The organism is Hyunsoonleella pacifica, from assembly GCF_004310335.1.
GTDB classification, from domain to species: Bacteria; Bacteroidota; Bacteroidia; order Flavobacteriales; family Flavobacteriaceae; genus Jejuia; species Jejuia pacifica.
The window spans coordinates 68,478-87,146 of record NZ_SIRS01000001.1; the positions used below are offsets into that span (position 1 = coordinate 68,478).

The window sequence follows — 18,669 nt, forward strand, 5'->3', positions numbered from 1 at the left end:
TAAGTAGGCAACAGTTTTTTGTCATTCATTTTCTAATATGGCCACAGCTCTAACAGGTGAGCCTGTACCACCTTTAATTTTTAAGGGAAAACCTATAAATCTAAATCTACCTTTACCAATTAATTGATTAAGGTTTATCATATTTTCATAATGTGTAAAATTCAATTCTCCACAAATATGATGAACTTCTTTATTTGAAATCCCAGGAACACCTGGGGACATAGTTTCAACACCAAAAGCTGATATTTTCTTTTCCCCAAGAAATCTAGCTGAGTCAGCTGTAATTCCAGGGCCATTACTCCAATTTTCTCCATTAAAATGTTTTCTGTAATGGTCAGTATAGAATAATACAGTGTCCCCTTTTTTAATTACTAAACCTTCTTTTTTACAAGCTAATTCTATTTCGTGAGGCTCTATTAATTCTTTTAATGTTTTATGAGAAAAATCTAAACATATCCCTTCTGTATAGAACATAGATAGAGGCATTTTGTCAATTGATTTGCCTTTATGTTGAATTTCCATATGGTTTGTTGCGTCAACATGGGTTCCTGTATGTTCTCCTAATTCTAATTTATGAACCGCAGGTGTTTTAGTTTTTGGGTTTTTTATTCCATTCCATTCTTCGTGAGAATTGTGGATTGTCATTTTAACTTCTGGAAGGTCTTTATATACAGGCATTCCTTCATAGATTATTTGACTTAAATCAATAATTTTTGTCATTAAGTATGTTGTTTTTCAAATTGTCGGTAACATTTAAGCTATGAATGGTTACATGGGGTAACACTAAACTTTGCAAATACAAATCAAACTCAAAATCCGCAAGGATTTTCAGAAATATCCGAGAACGAGCAATTACTTATACTCATCCTAAGTTTGTATTCATTAATGTTTATTTTAATTTTATATCTACAATTTTCATGTATCCATAATACAGCGTAGCGTTTTTTACACTTTTTTGCATTGGAAAATATAAGTTTATATTTCTTTTTCTTAAATCTTTAGGTTCAAAATATGATAGATGACATTCTTTATCAGGGTTTTTAAAACTTATTTTGTATTCATCATAAGCTTCATAACATATTGGTGCTATTAGATTATTAACTCCCTCAAATTCATAATCTAAAAATGTATCTTTAATATCTGGCTTGTATCTATCTTCTAAAGATTTATACTTGGGTTTATTTTTAATTAATTGAATAAAGTACCATTTGTCCGTAAAATTTGTATAAGTCACACTAAGTGGTCTTAATCTTATTTTGGCTTGGTGGTCTATAAGTGAGAATTTATTAACATCAAAGGGTCTTATCTTATTATCAATCATCTCAATTCTGACTTTTACGTTGTATTGAACTATTTCCTTTGATTTTGTCCTAACGTTAGTTACAGCACCTATTAATTGGCTCGCCTTTTTTGTTTTTACATATTCAATAGTAAGGTTGTCCTCTTGAATCTCAATTTGAGAATAAAATATTTGAGAGGATAGTAATGCTATTATGATTAATCTTGTTTTCATATTAGTTCATTTAACAGTAAATTTTGCTGCAAATTTTTCTTTATTCAGAGCTTTAAATATCAATTAGGTTCGTTTTTCCCAAATTACTTACAACGGTCTCGGCTCGTATAACCGTCAGTTACGGGTTAATATGCGTTAATTTTCGGTTAAGCACTGACGTTAGCAATTCCGAGTGGATTCGGACGTAGTCGAATCCGCCGTAATTGCGGTTATACATTGTTGTAAACAGTTGTTTTTTCATTTCGTTTTAAATTCCGATTACCAGAATTTATACCACTTTTTTTGTTCAGTCGGTAATTCAGTCATTTCTGGTGGAACAGTTTTCGAACCCTCAATCAGTCCGTAAACTGCTGTATTAAATCCAGATTCTACATCTACGTCGTTTTGGCATTGTTGGATTATAAATGCTGTTGACATTGCACAAGCCACAGCCATTTCTTTTTCGGTCAACTTGTGCTTTTTCATTATTTCGGTTGCTTTTGCTTGAGTCGAGTTTAATGATTGCAAAAAGTCAAGTTCAGTTTTTTGTATTTCAGCCGATTCCATTTTATCATTGTCAACAGTTACTCCCATATTCGATAAGACAGCTCCAATTACATTAATCAGTTCAGGTCCTTGTTCATTCGCCTGTTGAGAAAGTACCGCTGTTCCAGGTTTAGCGTCATCGATATTCAGTCCGAATGATTTAAATAAAAATGAACCTGATAATCTTGCGGAAGTTGCAATTGCAGTTGCAGAATGAACTTCTCTATTTTTTCCAATCGCACTTGCAATTAGGTCAACTATTTCTCCTGTTGCTTTATTCTGATTTTGGGTTATTTCCATTTATTAAGTTTGTTTGGGCAATGTCTAGTCCTGAAATATGGCTACAGGTTAAAAATTGATTTACGCTGTTAATTTGTATACCATATTCGGTGTTTTATAGTCTAAAGATACATGTAATCTTATTTGGTTGTATAGGTTGATTGCGCTTTTTGTTGCTTTTTTAGCGTGTTGTACGTTATCAAAGGTCTGGTCAAGATAGAACTCATCTTTTAGGATGCCGTTTACACGTTCAGCAATGGCATTTTCATAGCAATGATTTTCTTCTGTCATACTGATTTCAATGTGGTTTCTTTTTAAAATTTGGGTGTATACATTACTGCAATATTGTATTCCTCTATCCGAATGATGTATGAGTCCATCTGTGTTTTTAGTTTGATATAAGGCCTTTTTAAGAGCTCTGGTACAACCGCTAAGTTCTAAGCTATCACTAAGGTCATAGCCAATTATTTTTCTAGAATACATATCTGTAATAAGTGCTAAGTAGCAAAATCCTTTTACAGTTCTGATGTATGTAATATCGGATACCCAAACCTGGTTAGGTCTATTAACAAGTACATCTTTGATGATGTTTTTGTGTTTATAGAATCTATGAAATGAATTTGTAGTTCTATAACTAGGTTTCTTTCTGGTTATAAGCATATTGTGTTTTCTAAGGACGTTGAATAGCGTGTCTCTTCCTACTTTAAGATTGGCTTTATCAAAATCGTTTTTCAAGGATATTTTAAGTTTACGCACGCCTTCTCTAGGCAAGGATCTGCGTTTTTGCTTAACAATTTGAATAATCTGTTGCTCTAGTTTTAAACGTTTATCAGCTCTATATTTATATTTGTAATATGCATCACGTTTAAGTCCAAAACAGCCAGTAATAGTGGTCAAAGACGCAAATCCTTTAGCGTTGGCTTTAGACTTGACTAACGCTCTATATTTAGCTTTTTTTTTAGCTCTGCAACAGATTTATAACCAAGGTCTTCAGCAGCAACTTCTAGGTATGAATCTTGAATCATAGCATCTAAGTCTTTCTTTAACAACAATTTTTTTAGTTGTTCAATCTCTTTTTGAAGTTCCTTGATTCTCGTTATTTCATCTTTAGTTTTCACAGTTACTCTGGTGTTCATAAGGTCCTTACGATTGTACTTTCTGATCCATTCATTAATAGTGGTTGGAGCAATACCATAAGCTTTACCTAATTGATACTTGTTTAATTTTCCGGTTGTAAGTTCGTCTAAAATTTTCAGTTTAAATGGTTCTGAATACCGTCTGATGACTTTGTCATTTTTATACATAATGTTTAAAATTATGTAGCCTTTATTCAGGACGGGTCAAAATGTTGGGTAACGGTCTAGTGTATGATTTCGTTGCGTGTTTAAGCAACTAAATTAGCAAATACAAACCGAATAGAAAATCCGCGAGGATTTTCGTAAGTAGGCGAGTACTAGCAATGAATTATACACATTGTTGTGCTTAGTTTTTATTTCGTTTCGTACCAATCTTTTTGGTCTAAATACTTGTCAAATTCCTCGTCATTCATTTTAAATAGAATCTTTAAAAAATTCCGAGATTCCACTAGTTTTCTGTTTTCAAGAAAGTCAGTTATCAAATAATGAATAAATGGATTCTCAATATCATCCATTTTCAGAGTTGAATATCTTTTTCGTGATTTAGGATACTGTTTCCAAAATCGTTTGTAATCACTATAAATTCTGTCCGTAACTTTTGAAATTATTTCATTAAGCAATTCCATTGGGATTTGATTGTCAACAATTCCAATATAATACTCTTTAATTTTCGAGTAAAATTCCCTTTTGGGTTCAATTCTATTTTCAGTTTTCCAGAATAGCACTTATGTCAATTGTAATTCAATATTTTCGTTTTCTTTTATTATCTCTATTATTCGGTCAAAATATTTCAGTTCCGATTTACTTTTTTCACTTCTGTGCCATTTTAAAATATATTTTTCGTCCACTTCGTGAACTCCAAATCCACCACATAAAACGTCATCAAACGCATCTAGATTTCGTCCAATTTTCCAATTCAGTCCGAAAGTCATTTTCGATTCTATCTCTCGATAAAATCCTTTCATATTTGAAAATTTATTTCCGTTTATCTCGATTATTCGCATTTTGGTAAATTAAGCACAACGGTTTAGCTATGAACAGTACGGGTGCAAACTGGTGTTTGCTTTCCGCCACGCACATAGCGAAATCTTTTGGTTTTGTTTTTTCTTTTTTCCTGTCTAAAGCAAAATCCAAAAGATTTTGCGGACATCATAAAAATACACAAACCTTTCAATTAAGCCAGAAACCCGTATTGTTTATAGGTTTTGTTGTAACACGTTATTTTTCCACGACCGGACTATTCTATAAATCACGTACCCAATAATAATTACATTTATAACATGCCAAATATTCAATCCAATGTATGTTGTTTTCTGTGAAGTTGTCATACTTTCTAAACTCCAATAAGCTCCTTTACTTTCATCATAAAAATCATCGTAATCCATGAGCAATAGTCCCAATACCACATAAATAGCTAAGTCCACAAGTACGAAACCAATTCCTAATGCTATATTTTTTAATGTGAAGATTTTTTTACCCATTTTATTAACTCCCGTTCTACATCAAGTTGCTTTTTTTTCATTCGAGTTTTCACGCTTAAAGTATATTCTCCATTTTCTATTTTCTTGTCCCCAATATGGTCAATGGGCATTTCCTCAGAAGTTACCCACCAGTCATAAGCAAACATTTTCTTTATTATTACAGTTGTAGTCAATGAATTTCCATAATTCCAGATATAGGGTAATTTTATAGATTCAGAATATTTGTTTTTCAAAATGTCCTTGAATACATATTCTTTTCCCTCGATATTTATTTTTAGTTCTTTTATAAGATACTTGCCGTTATTAAAAACTCTTAATTTCAATGAGTCAGTAGCTCTTTTGGTCTGTGAAAATCCAAACATTGAGAACAAAATTACAATTCCGACTAATAGCTTTTTCATAATGTGTTACAACGGCTCCGTATATGAAAAGTAGCGCTGAAAATAAGCGATAAATTTCGGATGATACACAAGCCAAATTTTTAAATTTTACTATTTATTTTATTTTTGGGAAATAGTCAAATTTAAAAATTTGGCGACTTTCCAAAAATGCCCAAGCCTTCGTGTTAGCAACGATTTGCGCTATTTTTTATATACATTGTTAGCAGCTGGCATTTTCCTATTTTATTTCTTGGTTGCTCCTTGTTTCTGTTTAAGCATTTTAATTATTGGATATGTTTTATCCCATTCTATTTTCTTATTGAAGTAATAATCTTGGGAAACGTCATTCTCAATTCTATTTATAAATGAGTCAACCCATTGATAATATTGCCAACTGTTTGTTTTGAATAAAGAAAGAATATGAAAATTAACTTCTATTTCGTAGGTTGCTATAAAAGCAGGTAAATCACTTGAGTAATTTAACCCAAGATAATGCTTTTCATATTCGTGAGGAATGTAAGTATTTATTCCACTAATAATTGTCTTAAGATTTAGGGTGAATCTTTCAGTAACAAGTGAAATAGAATGGTCAGAGTTTCTTTTTAGTTTACTGTTTTTAGGTAGTTTCAAGTCGAAATGACTGAACATTACTCCATTCCTGAAACTTGAAACAACTTTACCAACTGATTCTTTTTCTCCATTTCTTTTTATTTCGAACACGCCGTCAATTTCTTCGTCAGAAATGAATGATTCCCTTTGGTCCATTGGTTTAGAAAATAATTCTAAAAACCTATTATTTAAAAGCACATCCGGAATATCATTCCTTTCATATTCAGTCAGTTCTTCTTTATCAAATTTTGTGTTATTAAAATAAACGGATAGGTGAGTAGATAGTTTTTCAAGTAGGTAATATTCTGAAGCTTCATCAATTATTTCTAAGAATTTTCTATTCTTTTTAAATATGTTTTCAAAGTCTATTTTCTTCCAAGTTTTTTTAAGTGCTTTGTCCTCTTTAAAGGCATATTTTAAATTACTTGCTAAACTATTTGAATAATCATAGTTGTCTATATCTATGACTTTTTTATTCTTTCTATCCAAAATAAAAAATCCCTCTACTTTTTTCGAGAATTTTTTCCGTCCAAAAAGTTTGTTGAGATAGTAAACAAATCCAATAATAGTTAAGAATATTCCAATTGATAGGAAAATCAGGTTTTTATTTTGAAAGTTGAAATAATCGAAAATCCCAGATGCGATAAAACTTACACCTAGTCCAATAACAATTGCAGCTGCTATTAATTCAATCAGAATTTTCTTGTTATTTAAAATACTTTGTAAAAATTCGGTTTTCTGATTGTTCATTCTTTGTTAGAGGTGTTTTTTTTGCTTGCTGCTAACGGTCTCGGCTATGAACAGCTGTGTGGGTTAATACGGACTTTTGCAATTACACGACAAGCTGAAAATTCTGCAGAAATTTTCAGGATAAGCCTGTAATAGCAATTGTTTATAGCCATTGTTACCTGTTGTTATTTTTCAAGTATTCTTTTACTCCGTCATAATAGAAATTCGGTTTTCTAATTCCAAAAAATGACTCATATCTTTTTTCTGCAAATGCCCATTCAAAGTCTTTTACTGGCTTATCATATTCCGATAATACAACATCAATTTCAACGTGGTCTTTAATCATTCGTGATAAGAGTTGCCTCAATTCAAAATCCGCTTGTGGTAGCGAGTATCCAATAAAAACAATTTTGTCTGCTTCTGATAATTCCACGCCTGCATTTTGCCAAATCAATTTAATTTGAAAATTATTTAAATCCTTTAAAAAAGTTGGCATTATTAAATTACTTCTCAACTTCAGAGAGTTGTTATTATTCTCGGTGTAATTTCTTTTACAATGCCTACAATGTTGATTGTGAAAAACGATATCGCCAGCAATTTTCTCATAAAATTTGACATAAACTCTCTGGCATTTTGGGCAATGTAGCCAATTCATTGAACCGTGTAATTTTAAAAGCTTGACATTAAACTTTCCTTTGCCTAAAGCATATAAACCAGGTTTAATAGAATGGTCATTTCTGTCTAATGAACTAACATAACAACAGTAGTCGACAACACCTTCAAAGTCTTCATTCGGCTTTTTTAAGTTCCGCAATTTTCTCTTCAAGGCGTTATCTAATAAAATATCCCAGTTAGTTGTTAAAACAGCTACTTCGTCTAATTTCGGATTTTCTATTTTTGGATAGGTTTTTTTAATAAGAAAATCAGCGAATTCGTCAATATATCCTGTTTCGGCTGTTTTCAGAGTTTCACGTAGTGCCACGATAATCAAATTGTAAACCACCTCTCTAATCTCAATCAACTTTTTTGGTTCGATTGAACGATAAGAAGAATTTTCTATAATGCACCTATCAATTGGTGTAAATATATCCTCTAATGCAACATTTTTTAAGTCCTCTTTTTCAACTAATAATTGTCTCTCAAGAAACTCCTCAAATTTTTCGAAATACTGCCGTAGAATTTTATTGTTTTGGTATATTGGTTTCTCCTTTAAATCAAAAATAGCCTTTGTTAATCCTGCTTGAGTTGGTGCTCCTGCTGGAATACTAAATCCAGCTCCAAGTATGTAAACTGTTTTACTCATATTGGTTGGTCATAATAACAGGTAACGGCTTCGGCTATGATTAGTGCGGGAATAGGGAAGCGGAGGCTTTCCGATTTTAGCACTAAGACGAAGCATTTTGTTTGCTTTTATTTTTTCTTTTCAAAAGTCAAATCAAAATGATTTGACGACCTTATAAAAATACACTAAACTTTGGATTAAACACCAAACCCCGTATTAATTATAGCCATTGTTCTACGCAGTTTTTATTTCCGATTTGGAATTACAATCTGAACACCACCAATATTCTTTTCGATTGTCTTTTAATTTTGTTTCTGTTCTTCGTTCACAGTTTTGACAATTCCGTTCATCTTTTTCATTTTCGTATGCTTGATATTCACATTTATAGCAATTCCAAATTGTCAATTCAGATATTTCTTCATCAAGACTCCAAGTGAATGAATCTTCTCCACAATTTGGGCAAATTAAACTAGCCATTTTTTAATTTTCTATAATTAATTTTAATTCCGATTTGTTAATTAATTTTTTCAAATCCGAGAATGTGATTCCATTGAGTTCAGTTTCTTTACTTTTTGGTCTATAAATTTCAGTCTTAGTTTCTGTTCGGTTTTGGTAAACCCAATTATATAAATCAGTTGAATCTTTCTTCTGAGTTCTTATATTAATTCGTTTCCAATTTTTTTCAATTATTCCAAATTCAGATGTTGTTTTGTTTATAATTACATCTCCATTTTCTGATTTATAATATAATTCTTTAAGGTCTCCATAGTGGTCTTCAATTTCCATTGAGTAAAGTCCAAATCCAATAAATCCGCAAACCATAATAATAAAAACTCCAAAGAACAGAAGTGCGTATTTTAATTCTTTTTTCATTGTTAGTGTTAATTGCGTAGAACTTGTTTATATGCGGAACGTTCTTCTTTATATACCGCCAAATTGGGTGGCTATACGGAACTTTTGGTTGTTTTTATGTGTTTTAGCTTCCATACTTAAAAAGATGAAAATTCTTATATTCAGCAAGGTAGCTAAACCCTTGTACATTATCAAAAAAGATTTTTGCATCTTTCATTTAAAAACTAGTATTCATTCATCTTAAAATTAAAATTCGTACTATATTTGCACCTCATTAAAAATCAAGACCATGCAAGACGGATTATACGCAAAATTCAATACATCAAAAGGCGAAATACTAGTTGCTTTAGAATACAAAAAAACTCCAGGAACCGTAGGCAACTTTGTGGCTTTGGCAGAGGGTAACTTAGAAAATAAAGTAAAACCGCAAGGCACACCATATTACAATGGGTTAAAATTTCATAGGGTTATTCCAGATTTTATGATTCAAGGAGGGTGTCCTCAAGGTTCAGGTGCTGGAAACCCAGGTTATCAATTTGATGATGAGTTTCATCCAGATTTAAAGCATGATGGTCCAGGAGTATTATCTATGGCAAATGCAGGGCCAGGTACTAATGGTAGCCAGTTTTTTATTACCCATGTAGAAACACCATGGTTAGATAATAACCATACAGTGTTTGGAAAAGTAACACAAGGACAAGAAGTTGTTGATGCTATAGCGCAAGGCGATGAAATTGAAAGTTTAGAAATAGTAAGAGTAGGCGCAGAGGCAGAGGGTTTTAATGCTGTAGAATCTTTTAGAACGTTTGAAGGATCTAGAGAAAAAAGACTAGCTGAAGAAAAAGTCAAACAAGAAGCAGAATTAGAAAAAGTTGCTGCTGGTTTTGAAAAAACCGAAAGTGGTTTGCGATACCAAATTATCCAAAAGGGAGATGGTGTAAAAGCAGAAAAAGGTAAAACAGTATCTGTACATTATAAAGGACAGTTAATGGATGGTACAGTTTTCGATTCTTCTTATAATAGAAATCAGCCTATAGATTTTCCATTAGGTGTGGGGCAAGTAATTCCAGGTTGGGATGAAGGTATTGGTTTATTAAATGTAGGCGATAAAGCACGTTTGGTAATCCCAAGCCATTTAGCTTACGGTAGTCGTGGTGCTGGTGGTGTTATTCCACCAGATGCTAATTTAATTTTTGATGTTGAGCTGATGGATATAAAATAAGCAAAGTATTATTTTGTTTCTAAAATTTAATGCATTTACCTATGTTTATAAATTTTAAATAATCTTAGAAATAAAAAATCCAAATATTTTGTAAAGCACTCTGAAAAGAGTGCTTTTTTTATGAACGCTAGTAAGACGTGTTGAATTAATAAACTTATCGATTTTTTAAAGCTACTTGTACTGTCTGTGTAATTTTACGCCATGGTACGTGTAAAACAAACTCATCTTTATCCAGAAGATCTAAAAGAACTCAAGTATACTTTTGAAGATGCCTTCATTTTTAATGGTTTTGTAGTTTCAGAAATTGAATAATCACAATTAATACTTATTTTAGAACCACATTTATAAATACATACTTGTGGATACAGCAACATTAGAAAGATTAAAATACCCAATAGGACAGTTTGAGTGTCCTGAAGTCATTACTAAACAGCATGTAAAAGAGTGGATTGATGTTTTAGAAACATTTCCAATTCGGTTTGAAGCTTTAGTGAAACACCTTAATAAGGAACAACTAGATACACCATATAGGCCTGGAGGCTGGACTATAAGACAAACGGTACATCACGTATCAGATAGTCATCACCATAGTTATACAAGATTTAAGTGGGCATTAACAGAAGATAAACCTTTAATAAAAGCTTATGAAGAAAAGAATTGGGCAGAGTTGTTTGATAGTAAAACAGCACCAATACAAATGTCTTTAGAGCATTTAAAGGCGATTCATTATAAATTGGTATATCTGTTAAGAGATTTATCTGAAGATGATTTTAAAAAAAGCTTTTTGCATCCCGAAACTAACAATGAAGTGTTTTTAGATTACAATATTGGTAATTATGCGTGGCATAGTAAGCATCATTATGCGCACATAGAACATGTAATGAAGCAAAAAGGCTGGATGTAAAATGGTAAGACATTTTACAAAAGATGATATTTCAGCTCTGTTGGATATTTATAATTATTATGTATCCAATACAGTTGCTACGTTTGATATAGAGCCTCTATCATTTGAAGTTTTTGAGGCAAAAGTTAACCGCATAAATTCTGAGTATCCCTTTTTGGTTTTTGAAGAGCATCAAGAAATTTTAGGATTTGCCTATGCAAGTAGGTTTAGACCAAAACCAGCCTATAATTTTACAGTGGAATCCACTGTATATGTGAAACACAATGCGCATGGTAAGCACATTGGTTCAAAATTGTATGAAGCACTTATTAAAAAATTAAAGCAAACTGAAACGCATACGGTAATTGGTGCTTTAACAATACCTAATGATGCTAGTGTTAGACTTCATGAAAAATTTGGATTTAGAGAAGTGGCGCTTTTAAAAGAAGTGGGTTTAAAATTTGGTAAATGGCACGATGTAGCGATGTACCAACTTAGACTTTCCACTTAATATTACAGCCAATACTAGGCTTTTGAGTTTCATTGTTTTCTTTACCAGAAATTAAACAATCTATAGCGTATTGTAAATCTTTTCCTGAAACAGGAATGCCATTTCCAGGTCTAGAATCATCTAATTGTCCACGATAGGCTAATTCTAAATCTTCATTAAAAAGATATAAATCAGGTGTACAAGCAGCATTATAAGCTTTTGCTACGCTTTGTGTTTCATCATATAAATACGGAAATGGATACCCTTCTGTCACAGCATGAATTTTCATTTTCTCAGGGCTGTCTTGAGGGTAATTTTCAACATCATTACTAGAAATAGCAATAAAATTAATCCCTTGAGACTTGTATGTATTAGCAATGGCAACCAATTTTGGATTTACATGAATCACAAAAGGGCAGTGGTTACATATAAATAGAATTACAGTACCTTTTTTACCTTTAAGTTTGTTTAAATTTAAAACAGCGTCTGATACAGTATCTAAAAGTGAAAAATCTGGAGCTTTGGTTCCTAAAGGAAGCATATTTGATGGAGTTCTTGCCATAATGTTTTTATTTCTCCAAATGTCGGAATTATTTATATTTTTGAGAAATGAGTGAAACAATATCTTTTGAAGATTTTACCAAAGTAGATTTACGCATAGGTACTATTATAGAAGTTAACGATTTTCCTGAGGCAAGACATCCTGCTTACCAACTTACCATTGATTTTGGAGATTTAGGAATTAAGAAATCATCTGCACAAATAACAACTCTTTACACAAAAAAGGATTTATTAAACAAACAAATTGTTGCAGTGGTAAATTTCCCTAAAAAACAAATTGCAAAATTTATGAGTGAATGTTTAGTGTTAGGGGCTGTAAATGGTAAAGATGTACTTTTATTAAATCCAGAAGAAACTGTAAAAAATGGAACGGCTGTGAGTTAATTTGTGATATAAAAAAACCTTTGCGAAGAAGAAGAAGAAACAAAGGTTTTTAATATCTAGAAATTTTAATGCTATTAAATATCATCAAAATCTATATCTGTAAAATTATCAGTAGATTTTATTTCTTCAGTAGTACTACTTTCAACAGCTGGCTGTTCATAATCTTTTTTAAAGTCTCTTTGATGACGCTCGCTAATTACTTCATTACCTTTTTCTTGAATAATAAAGTCAGTCATTTCAGCCAGAATTTCTTTAAACTCAGAGAAGTCTTCTTTATAAATATAAATTTTGTGTTTCTTGTAATGGTAAGAACCATCATCATTTGTGAATTTTTTACTTTCAGTAATTGTTAAGTAATAATCCTCAGCTTTAGTAGCTCTAACATCAAAAAAGTAAGTGCGTCTCCCAGCTCGTAAAACTTTAGAAAAAATTTCCTCTTTCTCCATCATGCTGTTGTTATTCATTATATGTTATTAAATGTTGGTTACATCAAAAATCTAAAAAAAACCGAAACTTACCAACATTTTTTAAAGTTTCTTTTCAAAATGCTGATTTTTATTAAATTAAATCTAATAATTTATTTTAAACTGAAAGTTATTTGTTTTTCTTTTCAGAAGATTCGCTCAATTGTTTTAAATATAGTTCTTTGTAATAACCTTCTAAGTTTATAAGAGTTTCATGAGTGCCTTCTTGAATAATTTTTCCATCGTCTAGAACAATAATTTTATCAGCATTTTTGGCAGATGATACACGATGGCTTACAATAATAGTTGTTTTTCCTTTAGAAACCTTAAAGAGGTTTTTTAGTATTTTCTCTTCAGTTTCAGTATCAACAGCAGATAAACAATCATCAAATAATAAAATTTGTGGTGCCTTAATTATTGCTCTGGCAATAGAGACTCTTTGTTTTTGCCCTCCTGAAAGTGTTATACCACGTTCGCCAAGAACAGTATCATAACCTTTACTAAACTTTACAATGTTTTTATGAACTTGAGCATTTTTTGCAGCGTTAATTACCTCGGCATCAGTAGCATTTTCTTTTCCAAATTTAATATTGTTTTTAATGGAGTCTGAAAATAAAAAAGCATCTTGAGGCACATAGCCAATACTTTCTCTTAAGCTGGATAAATTATGCTGATTAATTTCTATCGTGTTTAAAAGAATTTGTCCTTTATCTATGTCATACAGCCTACCAACCAAATCTAAAATTGTAGATTTTCCTGAACCTGTTTTTCCTAAAATAGCTAGGGTCTCACCTGCTTTAATTTCAAAAGAAACATCTTTTAATGCTTGGATATTAGTGTCGTCATAAGTAAAAGACACATTTTTAAATAAGAGGTCTCCTGTTATGTTAGTAGGGCTAACAACTTCATTTTTAATCTCAGGTTCAATCTTTAAAAATTCATTGATACGCTTTTGTGATGCTTCGGCTTGTTGTACTATGGAGGTTACCCAACCTACAGTTGCCACTGGCCATGTTAGCATATTTACATAAATAATAAATTCTGCAATTGTACCTAAGCTTTCTATTTGGTCATTAATATATTGCATACCACCTATGTAAATAACTAAAAGGTTACTAGTACCAATTAATAAGATCATTATCGGGAAAAACAAGGCCTGTACTTTTACAAGATGTAATTGTTTGTCTTTACTTGTTGTAGAAAGTGCATTAAAATCTGCTGAGGTTTTAGGTTCAATACCATACGCTTTAATTACAGAAATACCGCTGAAAGATTCCTGTGTAAATGTGGATAACTTTGATAAGTATTCTTGTACAACGGTACTGCGCTTGTGTATCTCTTTGCTTAGCTTGTAAATAATAACAGAAAGAATTGGTAGTGGTATTACCGTATATAATGTAAGTGTTGGTGCTTGATTATACATGTAAATTAATGCAATAACAAACAGCGTTATTGTATTAATACTGTACATAATAGCAGGACCTGCATACATCCTAACTCTCCCTACATCCTCACTTATACGATTCATTAAATCTCCAGTTCTATTCTTCTTATAAAAATTGAGAGATAATTTTTGGTATTGTGTATACACTTCATTTTTTAAATCGTATTCTATGTAACGAGACACATTAATAATAGTTTGTCGCATTAAAAACGTAAACAATCCAGCAATTATAGCAGCTCCAATAATATATAATATAGCTTCTAACAATTCGCCTTTAATTTCGGTATCGCTAAGTCCCGCTTTATTTTCAATGATTTCAATAATACGTCTTATATACCGAGGTGTGAATAGCAGAAAAATTCGAGCAATGATAGTAATTACAACCCCAATGAGAAGATGGGTTTTGTATTTTAAAAAGTACTTATTAAGATGCTTGAGTTCTTTCACTGAAATAAAAAAATAAGTAGCAAATATACGCCATTATATGTACAATTGTTGTGCTAAGGAATTTGATAACTGTTAAATAATAGCTAAAAGAAATAACCAAAACAAAACAAAAAATCAGAGCTAATTTTATTAAAATAGTTTTATTTTTGCCCACATAAAAGGTAAGAAACAATAGTATACGTTTTAACTTAAGTTCTTTGTAATGATACTAAACAGAAGACATATTCGCGTTAAAGTAATGCAAACCATTTATGCTTTTAATGGTAGCGAAAGTGATGATTTGAAAAAAGATGAAAAGTTTTTACTGTTTAGTATAGAGAATATGTACAATTTGTATTTGCTCATGATAGCTTTATTGTTAGAAGTTAAAAAGCGAGCAGCACAAAACCTTGAAAATAAACAAAAAAAGCATTTAGCAACTTCTGAAGATAAAAATCCCAATAGGAAATTTGTTAATAATCAAGTATTTCAATTTATCGAACAAAATGAAACACTTGTAAAGAAAATTCAAGATAATAAATCCTTTAATTGGGAATTGGATAGTGAGTATGTGGATATCATTTTTAAAGCAATTGTTAAAAGTGATATATACCAAGATTATATGCAAACTAGAACATCAGACTTCAAAGAAGATAAAGATTTCTTTATTGATATTTTTAAAGAGATTATAGCTCCAAACGAAAAGCTTTACGATTACATTGAAGATAAGAATTTAACATGGTTAGATGATTTACCAACTGTAAATACTACTATTTTAAAATTACTACGAAAGTTAAAAGTAATAAGCTCTGAAGAGTACTTTACTCCCAAGCTTTATAAAGATGTAGATGATAAACAATTTGCAATTGATTTATTTCAAAAAACCATATTAAATACCAAGGTTATTAATAATGAAATAGCTTTGAAAACTAAAAATTGGGATGCAGATAGGATAGCGAGCTTGGATTATGTTTTGCTGCAAATGGGGATATGTGAATTACAACATTTCCCATCAATACCTGTAAAGGTTACTATTAATGAATATTTAGAAATAGCCAAGGAGTATTCAACGCCAAAGAGTAGTATATTTATTAATGGTATTTTAGATAAATTAGTAAAAGAATATAAAAGTACCGATAAACTAAATAAGGTGGGGCGTGGTTTAATATAGCTTTACCCCTGTTAAGAAGCTTATAAAAGTTTTTAAACAGTTAAATTATTACTATTTTTACGCACCAAATCATAAAACGAGAAATTATGAAAAAAATACTATTAGGATTAAGCGCATTATGCTTGGTAGCTTTTACATCTTGTAAAGAGGATGCTACTAAAAAAATAAGTGAAGCAAATGTTGTTAAAGCTGCCGAAAGAGATGCTGTGGCGTCAAAATTTCCGGTATTAACATTTAATGAAAAAGAGCACGATTTTGGAGAGATTGAGGCTAAAACTCAGGTAGAAACTGTTTTTACTTATAAAAATACAGGAGAAGCACCTTTAGTAATTACTGATATAAAAAGTACTTGTGGTTGTACAGTGCCAAAAGACTGGAGTAGAGAACCTTTAGCACCAGGAGAAGAAGGTAAATTTACAGTAAAGTTTAATGGTAGTGGTACTAACAAGGTTTCAAAAACTATTAATATTACTGCAAATACTGAAAGTGGTAGGGAGAGTGTTAAAATAACGGCATTTGTAAAACCAGACCCAAATAAAGCAAAACCAGCTAAAAGCTAAATTATAAAACCAATGGGAGAAGGAGGATTCGGCAGTTTATTGCCATTTGTATTAATGTTTGTGGTAATTTATTTTTTTATGATTGCACCACAGATGAAACGTGCAAAAAAAGAAAAGAAGTTTGCAGCAGAATTAAAAAAAGGAGATAGAGTTATTACCAAAAGTGGTTTACATGGCAAAGTAGCTGAGTTAAACGATAAAGATAACTCTTGTGTTATTGAAACTTTGGCAGGTAAATTAAAGTTTGATCGTTCCGCAATTTCAATGGAGATGAGTAATAAATTAAATGCTCCTGTTGCTTCAAAAAAATAAAGATTAAATAAAAACTAACTACTAAAAAAGCTTTTCATATTTGGAAAGCTTTTTTGATTTTTTAACAGTTTTTATACTTATCGTGTAAACCAACTCCATTTAAAATCATCGGCATAATTTTTTCTAAACGTGTTTGTTTTGTTGCCTCACGTTTTGCCATTGAAATGTATTCGCAATATTCACGTTGTTTGTAATTTGATAGTTTTTTGAAGGCTGATTTTAAATCCGAATGGCTTTTAAACGCATTATTAAGTTCTTTTGGGATAATAACTTCTTTTTTACGTCTGTCAGGTTTTATTTCCTTACCTAATTTTTGATTTTCAATGGCCTCTTTAACATAAGCTAAAACAACGTTTTTGTCGATATCATCAATAGAGGTAAAGCGCATTTGTCGCATCGCTTTAGTTTTTCCATCTTGGGCGTTTTGTAAAATATTTAATTCATCTTCCAGAAATACGCCATTAAAAAACCAAATGCCAAAATGATTTTTGAATGCACCTAAGCTTACCACATTTTTATTTTTAAGCGTATACACAGGAAAGCTCCATTTTATGGTTTCTTCTAATTCGGTAGAAAGAAATATAGAACGTAAGAGCGCTAAGGCTTCACTGTAATTAGTATTGTCTTCGATGTATTCTTCTACGGAGTGGACTTTTTTCATAAAACAAGAATCCTCTTATAAGGATTTGGTATTATCTATTCAACTTTTGCGCTTGTAGCTGTTAACTCCGTAATCTTACAAATTACTTCCGTAGCCTTAATCATGCTCTCTACAGGAACATATTCGTAACGTCCATGAAAGTTATGACCTCCTGCAAAAATATTAGGACAAGGCAACCCCATATAGCTTAACTGAGAGCCATCAGTACCACCACGTATGGCTTTAATTAGAGGTGTAATACCTACTTGTTTCATAGCCTCTTCAGCTATATCTACAATATGAATTACGGGTTCAATTTTTTCACGCATATTGTAGTATTGGTCTTTTATTTCGGTAATGATAACTTCCCTGCCATATTGTGTGTTCAGTTCATTAGTTAATTTTTGCATGACTTCTTTGCGTGCCTCAAAATGATCTTTATCATGGTCGCGAATAATGTATTGTAGTATAGTCTCTTCCACATTACCTACTATATCATGTAAATGAAAAAAACCTTGATATCCTTCAGTATGTTCTGGTGTTTCAATTCTTGGCAGAGAATTAATAAATTCTGTAGCAATATGCATAGAGTTAATCATTTTGCCTTTTGCATACCCTGGATGTACTATTTTACCTTTTACTTTTACAACTGCACTAGCAGCATTAAAGTTTTCATACTCTAGTTCCCCTATCTGACTGCCGTCCATGGTATAGGCCCAATCTGCACCAAATTTTTCCACATCAAATTTATGAGCACCTCTGCCAATTTCTTCGTCAGGAGTAAACCCAATGCGTATGGTACCATGTTTTATTTCAGGATGATTAATAAGATATTCCATAGCAGAAACTATTTCGCATATTCCTGCTTTGTCATCTGCTCCTAAAAGTGTAGTGCCATCGGTAGTAATTAACGTCTGCCCAATGTAAAGCTTTAAATCTTCAAAATAATCAGGAGATAATACGATGTTTTGTTCTTTATTTAAAACAATGTCACCGCCATGATAATTTTCTACAATCTGTGGATTTACATTGGCTCCTGTAAAATCTGGAGAGGTATCAAAATGAGAAATGAAACCTATAGTTGGAACTTTATAATCTACATTACTTGGTAAAGTGGCCATGATGTAAGCATTATCATCAATAGATACATCTTGCATACCAATAGTTTTAAGTTCTTCTGCAAGTTTATTAGCTAAATCCCATTGCTTTTTGGTACTTGGTGTTGTATTCGAATTTGGGTCAGACTCAGTATCAATAGTAGCATACCCTATAAAGCGTTTAATGATATCTTCTTTTGAAATCATATAGAAATGTAGTTTAATTTGT

Annotated in this window: 25 protein-coding genes; 7 read left to right on the forward strand and 18 right to left on the reverse strand. The window is 31.5% G+C overall.

Going from position 1 to position 18,669, the window contains the following annotated elements:
• Nucleotides 1-21: 21 nt before the first annotated feature.
• The 13 genes from EYD46_RS00300 to EYD46_RS00360 all read right to left on the reverse strand — a co-directional run bounded on the left by EYD46_RS00300 (nt 22) and on the right by EYD46_RS00360 (nt 8,807).
• Nucleotides 22-720, reverse strand: coding sequence for a cyclase family protein (locus tag EYD46_RS00300; protein WP_130935061.1), 699 nt, complete (start codon nt 718-720; stop codon nt 22-24).
• 169 nt (nt 721-889) lie between these two features.
• Nucleotides 890-1,513 carry a hypothetical protein gene (locus tag EYD46_RS00305; RefSeq protein WP_130935062.1) on the reverse strand — a complete coding sequence of 208 codons (624 nt, stop codon included), beginning with the start codon at nt 1,511-1,513 and terminating at the stop codon, nt 890-892.
• 258 nt (nt 1,514-1,771) lie between these two features.
• Nucleotides 1,772-2,338, reverse strand: a complete 567-nt coding sequence (locus EYD46_RS00310; protein ID WP_130935063.1) for a hypothetical protein — start codon at nt 2,336-2,338, stop codon at nt 1,772-1,774.
• A 60-nt stretch (nt 2,339-2,398) separates the two neighbouring features.
• The gene (locus EYD46_RS00315) at nt 2,399-3,214 is read right to left on the reverse strand and encodes an IS3 family transposase (RefSeq protein WP_229731242.1); all 816 of its coding nucleotides are present in this window, start codon (nt 3,212-3,214) and stop codon (nt 2,399-2,401) included.
• Between the two features lie 35 nt (nt 3,215-3,249).
• Entirely contained in the window at nt 3,250-3,621 is a 372-nt protein-coding gene (locus EYD46_RS00320; RefSeq protein ID WP_130935065.1) for a transposase, read from the reverse strand.
• A gap of 185 nt (nt 3,622-3,806) precedes the next feature.
• Nucleotides 3,807-4,178: a hypothetical protein gene (locus EYD46_RS00325; protein WP_130935066.1), complete on the reverse strand. Its 372-nt coding sequence runs from the start codon at nt 4,176-4,178 to the stop codon at nt 3,807-3,809.
• A complete protein-coding gene (locus EYD46_RS00330) occupies nt 4,179-4,457 on the reverse strand; it encodes a barstar family protein (protein ID WP_130935067.1) in 279 nt (92 codons plus the stop codon).
• 192 nt (nt 4,458-4,649) lie between these two features.
• Complete coding sequence (locus EYD46_RS00335) at nt 4,650-4,934, reverse strand: hypothetical protein (protein ID WP_130935068.1); 285 nt, start codon at nt 4,932-4,934, stop codon at nt 4,650-4,652.
• Nucleotides 4,910-5,335 (reverse strand): hypothetical protein, encoded by a 426-nt coding sequence (locus tag EYD46_RS00340; protein WP_130935069.1) that lies wholly within the window; start codon nt 5,333-5,335, stop codon nt 4,910-4,912. Before EYD46_RS00340 ends, EYD46_RS00335 begins: the two co-directional genes overlap by 25 nt.
• Nucleotides 5,336-5,557: 222 nt before the next feature.
• Nucleotides 5,558-6,673 (reverse strand): hypothetical protein, encoded by a 1,116-nt coding sequence (locus EYD46_RS00345; protein ID WP_130935070.1) that lies wholly within the window; start codon nt 6,671-6,673, stop codon nt 5,558-5,560.
• Between the two features lie 154 nt (nt 6,674-6,827).
• Nucleotides 6,828-7,955 (reverse strand): SIR2 family protein, encoded by a 1,128-nt coding sequence (locus EYD46_RS00350; protein ID WP_130935071.1) that lies wholly within the window; start codon nt 7,953-7,955, stop codon nt 6,828-6,830.
• A 213-nt stretch (nt 7,956-8,168) separates the two neighbouring features.
• Nucleotides 8,169-8,411 carry a hypothetical protein gene (locus EYD46_RS00355; RefSeq protein WP_130935072.1) on the reverse strand — a complete coding sequence of 81 codons (243 nt, stop codon included), beginning with the start codon at nt 8,409-8,411 and terminating at the stop codon, nt 8,169-8,171.
• A gap of 3 nt (nt 8,412-8,414) precedes the next feature.
• Entirely contained in the window at nt 8,415-8,807 is a 393-nt protein-coding gene (locus tag EYD46_RS00360) for a hypothetical protein (RefSeq protein ID WP_130935073.1), read from the reverse strand.
• A 268-nt stretch (nt 8,808-9,075) separates the two neighbouring features.
• Between EYD46_RS00360 and EYD46_RS00365 the strand changes: the two genes are divergently transcribed.
• From EYD46_RS00365 to EYD46_RS00375, 3 genes are all read left to right on the forward strand, one after another.
• Entirely contained in the window at nt 9,076-10,008 is a 933-nt protein-coding gene (locus tag EYD46_RS00365; protein ID WP_130935074.1) for a peptidylprolyl isomerase, read from the forward strand.
• 358 nt (nt 10,009-10,366) lie between these two features.
• Nucleotides 10,367-10,912: a YfiT family bacillithiol transferase gene (locus EYD46_RS00370; protein ID WP_130935075.1), complete on the forward strand. Its 546-nt coding sequence runs from the start codon at nt 10,367-10,369 to the stop codon at nt 10,910-10,912.
• 1 nt (nt 10,913) lies between these two features.
• On the forward strand, nt 10,914-11,402 hold the full coding sequence (locus EYD46_RS00375) for a GNAT family N-acetyltransferase (RefSeq protein WP_130935076.1): 489 nt from the start codon (nt 10,914-10,916) through the stop codon (nt 11,400-11,402).
• On the opposite strand, the gene EYD46_RS00380 is transcribed toward EYD46_RS00375, so the two are convergent.
• Nucleotides 11,386-11,943 carry a thioredoxin family protein gene (locus tag EYD46_RS00380; protein ID WP_130935077.1) on the reverse strand — a complete coding sequence of 186 codons (558 nt, stop codon included), beginning with the start codon at nt 11,941-11,943 and terminating at the stop codon, nt 11,386-11,388. The genes EYD46_RS00375 and EYD46_RS00380 overlap by 17 nt on opposite strands.
• Before the next feature lie 47 nt (nt 11,944-11,990).
• Here EYD46_RS00380 and EYD46_RS00385 point away from each other — a divergent pair, with 47 nt between their 5' ends.
• Nucleotides 11,991-12,326, forward strand: coding sequence for a tRNA-binding protein (locus EYD46_RS00385; protein ID WP_130935078.1), 336 nt, complete (start codon nt 11,991-11,993; stop codon nt 12,324-12,326).
• Nucleotides 12,327-12,400: 74 nt separating this feature from the next.
• Here the strand turns inward: EYD46_RS00385 and EYD46_RS00390 are convergent, their stop codons facing one another.
• Entirely contained in the window at nt 12,401-12,790 is a 390-nt protein-coding gene (locus EYD46_RS00390) for a PUR family DNA/RNA-binding protein (protein ID WP_130935079.1), read from the reverse strand.
• A gap of 130 nt (nt 12,791-12,920) precedes the next feature.
• Nucleotides 12,921-14,681, reverse strand: coding sequence for an ABC transporter ATP-binding protein (locus EYD46_RS00395; RefSeq protein WP_130935080.1), 1,761 nt, complete (start codon nt 14,679-14,681; stop codon nt 12,921-12,923).
• Nucleotides 14,682-14,883: 202 nt separating this feature from the next.
• Here EYD46_RS00395 and nusB point away from each other — a divergent pair, with 202 nt between their 5' ends.
• The 3 genes from nusB to yajC all read left to right on the forward strand — a co-directional run bounded on the left by nusB (nt 14,884) and on the right by yajC (nt 16,703).
• Nucleotides 14,884-15,831 carry a transcription antitermination factor NusB gene (gene nusB, locus EYD46_RS00400; RefSeq protein WP_229731243.1) on the forward strand — a complete coding sequence of 316 codons (948 nt, stop codon included), beginning with the start codon at nt 14,884-14,886 and terminating at the stop codon, nt 15,829-15,831.
• 86 nt (nt 15,832-15,917) lie between these two features.
• Nucleotides 15,918-16,391 carry a DUF1573 domain-containing protein gene (locus EYD46_RS00405; protein ID WP_130935081.1) on the forward strand — a complete coding sequence of 158 codons (474 nt, stop codon included), beginning with the start codon at nt 15,918-15,920 and terminating at the stop codon, nt 16,389-16,391.
• Nucleotides 16,392-16,403: 12 nt separating this feature from the next.
• Nucleotides 16,404-16,703 carry a preprotein translocase subunit YajC gene (yajC, locus tag EYD46_RS00410; protein WP_130935082.1) on the forward strand — a complete coding sequence of 100 codons (300 nt, stop codon included), beginning with the start codon at nt 16,404-16,406 and terminating at the stop codon, nt 16,701-16,703.
• Between the two features lie 61 nt (nt 16,704-16,764).
• Here the strand turns inward: yajC and EYD46_RS00415 are convergent, their stop codons facing one another.
• On the reverse strand, nt 16,765-17,364 hold the full coding sequence (locus EYD46_RS00415; protein ID WP_130935083.1) for a YdeI/OmpD-associated family protein: 600 nt from the start codon (nt 17,362-17,364) through the stop codon (nt 16,765-16,767).
• Between the two features lie 35 nt (nt 17,365-17,399).
• Nucleotides 17,400-18,647, reverse strand: coding sequence for a peptidase T (gene pepT / locus EYD46_RS00420; RefSeq protein WP_130935084.1), 1,248 nt, complete (start codon nt 18,645-18,647; stop codon nt 17,400-17,402).
• Nucleotides 18,648-18,669 lie beyond the last annotated feature (22 nt).

Excerpts from the sequence above, each read along its gene's own strand:
- EYD46_RS00350 (WP_130935071.1), bottom strand. The coding sequence starts at position 7,955 with ATGAGTAAAACAGTTTACATACTTGGAGCTGGATTTAGTATTCCAGCA.
- EYD46_RS00300 (WP_130935061.1), bottom strand. The coding sequence starts at position 720 with ATGACAAAAATTATTGATTTAAGTCAAATAATCTATGAAGGAATGCCT.
- EYD46_RS00330 (WP_130935067.1), bottom strand. The coding sequence starts at position 4,457 with ATGCGAATAATCGAGATAAACGGAAATAAATTTTCAAATATGAAAGGA.
- EYD46_RS00305 (WP_130935062.1), bottom strand. The coding sequence starts at position 1,513 with ATGAAAACAAGATTAATCATAATAGCATTACTATCCTCTCAAATATTT.
- EYD46_RS00405 (WP_130935081.1), top strand. The coding sequence starts at position 15,918 with ATGAAAAAAATACTATTAGGATTAAGCGCATTATGCTTGGTAGCTTTT.
- EYD46_RS00355 (WP_130935072.1), bottom strand. The coding sequence starts at position 8,411 with ATGGCTAGTTTAATTTGCCCAAATTGTGGAGAAGATTCATTCACTTGG.
- EYD46_RS00380 (WP_130935077.1), bottom strand. The coding sequence starts at position 11,943 with ATGGCAAGAACTCCATCAAATATGCTTCCTTTAGGAACCAAAGCTCCA.
- EYD46_RS00375 (WP_130935076.1), top strand. The coding sequence starts at position 10,914 with ATGGTAAGACATTTTACAAAAGATGATATTTCAGCTCTGTTGGATATT.
- pepT (WP_130935084.1), bottom strand. The coding sequence starts at position 18,647 with ATGATTTCAAAAGAAGATATCATTAAACGCTTTATAGGGTATGCTACT.
- EYD46_RS00310 (WP_130935063.1), bottom strand. The coding sequence starts at position 2,338 with ATGGAAATAACCCAAAATCAGAATAAAGCAACAGGAGAAATAGTTGAC.
- yajC (WP_130935082.1), top strand. The coding sequence starts at position 16,404 with ATGGGAGAAGGAGGATTCGGCAGTTTATTGCCATTTGTATTAATGTTT.
- EYD46_RS00320 (WP_130935065.1), bottom strand. The coding sequence starts at position 3,621 with ATGTATAAAAATGACAAAGTCATCAGACGGTATTCAGAACCATTTAAA.
- EYD46_RS00365 (WP_130935074.1), top strand. The coding sequence starts at position 9,076 with ATGCAAGACGGATTATACGCAAAATTCAATACATCAAAAGGCGAAATA.
- EYD46_RS00335 (WP_130935068.1), bottom strand. The coding sequence starts at position 4,934 with ATGGGTAAAAAAATCTTCACATTAAAAAATATAGCATTAGGAATTGGT.
- EYD46_RS00415 (WP_130935083.1), bottom strand. The coding sequence starts at position 17,364 with ATGAAAAAAGTCCACTCCGTAGAAGAATACATCGAAGACAATACTAAT.
- EYD46_RS00390 (WP_130935079.1), bottom strand. The coding sequence starts at position 12,790 with ATGAATAACAACAGCATGATGGAGAAAGAGGAAATTTTTTCTAAAGTT.
- EYD46_RS00360 (WP_130935073.1), bottom strand. The coding sequence starts at position 8,807 with ATGAAAAAAGAATTAAAATACGCACTTCTGTTCTTTGGAGTTTTTATT.
- EYD46_RS00345 (WP_130935070.1), bottom strand. The coding sequence starts at position 6,673 with ATGAACAATCAGAAAACCGAATTTTTACAAAGTATTTTAAATAACAAG.
- nusB (WP_229731243.1), top strand. The coding sequence starts at position 14,884 with ATGATACTAAACAGAAGACATATTCGCGTTAAAGTAATGCAAACCATT.
- EYD46_RS00385 (WP_130935078.1), top strand. The coding sequence starts at position 11,991 with ATGAGTGAAACAATATCTTTTGAAGATTTTACCAAAGTAGATTTACGC.
- EYD46_RS00340 (WP_130935069.1), bottom strand. The coding sequence starts at position 5,335 with ATGAAAAAGCTATTAGTCGGAATTGTAATTTTGTTCTCAATGTTTGGA.